The organism is Tepidiforma sp. (genome assembly GCF_034433535.1).
Taxonomy (GTDB): Bacteria; Chloroflexota; Dehalococcoidia; order Tepidiformales; family Tepidiformaceae; genus Tepidiforma.
The window spans coordinates 1-2897 of sequence record NZ_DAOUAO010000064.1 but is presented as its reverse complement, the minus strand read 5'-3'; the positions used below and the strand labels follow the sequence as shown (position 1 = coordinate 2897).

4 protein-coding genes are annotated in these 2897 nt (G+C 68.9%); 1 reads left to right on the top strand and 3 read right to left on the bottom strand.

Translation table 11 applies throughout. The features are described from left to right. The 3 genes from VAE46_RS03410 to VAE46_RS03400 all read right to left on the bottom strand — a co-directional run. Positions 1-922, bottom strand: a 922-nt coding sequence (locus tag VAE46_RS03410; RefSeq protein ID WP_322795511.1) for a DUF5667 domain-containing protein, incomplete at its 3' end; no start/stop codon positions are given. Further along, positions 919-1488 (bottom strand): RNA polymerase sigma factor, encoded by a 570-nt coding sequence (locus VAE46_RS03405; protein ID WP_322795510.1) that lies wholly within the window; start codon positions 1486-1488, stop codon positions 919-921. The genes VAE46_RS03405 and VAE46_RS03410, both read right to left, overlap by 4 nt. Positions 1489-1594: 106 nt before the next feature. Beyond that, the gene (locus VAE46_RS03400; protein ID WP_322795509.1) at positions 1595-1825 is read right to left on the bottom strand and encodes a hypothetical protein; all 231 of its coding nucleotides are present in this window, start codon (positions 1823-1825) and stop codon (positions 1595-1597) included. Positions 1826-1906: 81 nt separating this feature from the next. Between VAE46_RS03400 and VAE46_RS03395 the strand changes: the two genes are divergently transcribed. Further along, the gene (locus VAE46_RS03395; RefSeq protein ID WP_322795508.1) at positions 1907-2842 is read left to right on the top strand and encodes a magnesium transporter CorA family protein; all 936 of its coding nucleotides are present in this window, start codon (positions 1907-1909) and stop codon (positions 2840-2842) included. Positions 2843-2897 lie beyond the last annotated feature (55 nt).

Below are 2897 nucleotides of genomic sequence, written 5' to 3'. Positions count from 1 at the left end.
CCCCGGCGGATGGGGTATCGGTGGCTTCTGCGGGGGCAGTAGCGGTCGCCTCGGGCGAGGCGGTGGCGGCAGGCTCAGGGGTCGCGGAAGGTGACGGCGAGGGCTGGGGCGAGGGTTCAGGTGTGGCCGCGGCGGTGGGCTCGGGGGTGGCGAGCGGGGTCACCGGCCCGAGGGCGGCGTTGACCGCGTCATCGATAGCAGCGGCGGTGGCTGCGACGGTTTCGGGGTCGATATCGGGGCGGCTGCGGGCCTGCTGGAGGACGGTGCTGCTCTGCTCTGCGAGGGATTTGACGCGGGCCTTCTGGGCGTCGGTGAGGCCGCCCTGCTTCTCGGCGAGGTCGGCGATGGTGCGGAGTTCGCGCTGGAGGGTTTCGAGGGAGGCAGCGAGGTTATCGTTGCGGCCGGCGAGCTGCTGGAGTTCGTAGACGCGGGCTTCGGCCTGGCGGAGCCGGACATCGATGCGGGCGTCGCCGCGGGAGAGGGTGTATTCGATGCGTTCGTTGGCGCGTTTGAAGGCGTAGTTCCAATCGCCGGGGACGGCATCGCCGGCGGTGACGAAGCCGAGGGCGAGGATGCCGACGGCAGCTGCACCGGAGAGGATCGCGCCGCTGGCGATAGCAGTGCGGAGGGGCGAGTAGCCGGGGACGGGCAGGACGAGGGGTTCGGGGCAAGGCGCCGGCTCGGCGGCGCGGGCGAGGAAGGCGGACTTGAGGGATGCTTCGAAGTAGAAGCTGGGGGTTTCGGCGGCGTAGGCCTGTTCGAGCGCGGCAGTGGTGCGGAGGAGAGGGGCGAGCCAATCGGCGTCGTCCGGGAAGAGGCCGAGGACGAAGTCGGGTTCGAGGCCGTCATCGATGAGGGCCTGGGCTTCGTGGAGGAGTTCGGCCTGGCGGTCTGCCTTGCGTTCGAACAGGCGGCGGATCATTGCGGGGGCACCATGTGCTGGAGTTTGGCAATGGCTTTGTGCTGGAGGACTTTCACGTTGTTTTCGGTCTTTCCGAGGACTTTCGCGGTTTCGGCGACGGAGAGGCCGGCGCCGAAGCGGAGGGCGATAACCTGGCGCTGGGCCTCAGGAAGGCGTTCTGCGGCTTGCCGGACCACTTCGAGGGTGAGCTGGGTGTGCAGTTCTTCGACGTGGTCGGGCGCGGGGTCGGCGATGGATTCGCTGAGGGGAGCGGTGTTGCTCCTTAGCTTTTGCCTGCGGACGAAGCTGACGATTTCGTTGCGGGCGATGCGGAAGACCCATGCGCCGAAGGGGAGGCCGCGGAAGGTGAAGGTGCGGAGGTTTTCGATGACGCGGAGGAAGATCTCCGTGGTCACGTCCTCGGCATCTTCGGTGGAGGAGAGCCGGCTGGCGACGTAGCGGTAGACGCGGGGGAAGTAGTGGTCGTAGAGCGCTGCGAGCGCCTGCTGGTCCCCCTGCTGGGCCGCTTCGACGATAGCCTGTTCGTCGAAGTCGGGAGCCAGCTCATCGACTGCGGTGTGTGCCATCCAGCCCCCTGGGCCGCGCCGGAACGGAAGGGCCGAGCGTCCTCCTTTCGAGCATACTCAGGCTTTTGGCCCGTGCACTAGAGATAACGCGCGGCGGTGGTCAAGGTTAATGGGCGCCCCGGTCGTCGCCCGCGGAAGGGTCGCCGGGGTGCTGCTGCTCGAGGCGCCGGAGTCGTTCGGCCTCGGCCTGTGCTTGCCGCTCACGCCGCCAGTCGTCGAGGGAGTCATCGCGCCAGGCGGGACGCTGCTCCTCGTCGCTGCGGGTGAGCCAGGCCGCGAGGGCGCTGAAGAGCATGAGGAGCGGCATGGCGATGGCGGCGAGGAGGCGCGGGTTCATCGCGGGTTCGAGTGTCGCGCGCGGCGGCGGCTCGCGCCAGCGGGCGGAGCCCATCTGCACGGTTCGTTTACCATGCGGTGCATGCGAACGTGGACCTGCGTGGATGGCCGCTGGGTGGAGGGCGAGCACCCGGGCGGGCCGTGGTGGTTCGATCTGACGGCGGACGACCGGGATGCGCTGCTGGGGCTGGCCGAGCGATTCGGGCTGCACCCGCTGGCGGTGGAAGATTGCCTGGCGCCGCACCTGCATGCGCCGAAGATCGACGATTTCGGGTCGTACGCCTTCGTGGTGGCCCTGGGGCTCCAGGCGGGGACCGTGGAGCCGGTGTTCGAGGAGCTGGATGTGTTCCTCGGGCGGGGGTTCCTGATCACCTACCGGGATAACGCGGCGGCGCTGCCGCAGGTGGATGGGGTGCGGACGGCGCTGGAGCAGGGGCTGGCGCTGCGGCCGGGGACGGACGGGCTGCTGTACGAGGTCCTGGACCGGGTGGTGGATGCGTTCCTGCCGCGGGTGGCGGCGATGAATGAGGAGCTGGACCGGCTGGCCGACCTGGTCATCTCGGGGGACCGGGACGGGGGCGTTGCGCAGCGTGTGCTGGAGGCGCGGCGGGCTGCGGGGACGATGCGACGGACGCTGGCGCCGATGCTCGGGCTGATGCTGCGCTTCGGGCGCGGGGAGGTGCCGCTGGTGCAGCAGCAGAACGTGATCTACTTCCGGGATATTTACGACCACCTGCTGCGGGTGGACCTGGCGCTCGAGGAGCTGCGGGAGGATGCGGAGGTGGCACTGAGCACCTACCTGAGCACGCTGAACAACAAGATGAATGAAGTGATGAAGGTGCTGGCGGTGGTGGGCGCGCTGGCGCTGCCGGCGACGGTGATTACGGGGGTGTTCGGGACGAATTTCGACGAGATCCCGGGGCTGCACAGCAATTACGGTTTCGCGGTGATGGTGGCTTCGATGCTGGCGATCGCCGGGTCGATGGCGTGGCTCTTCCATCGTCGCGGCTGGTTCTAGGGGGCGGCGCGCGATGGATTTCGAGGGCCTGGCGCTGGAGGAGGGCTGGAGGCTG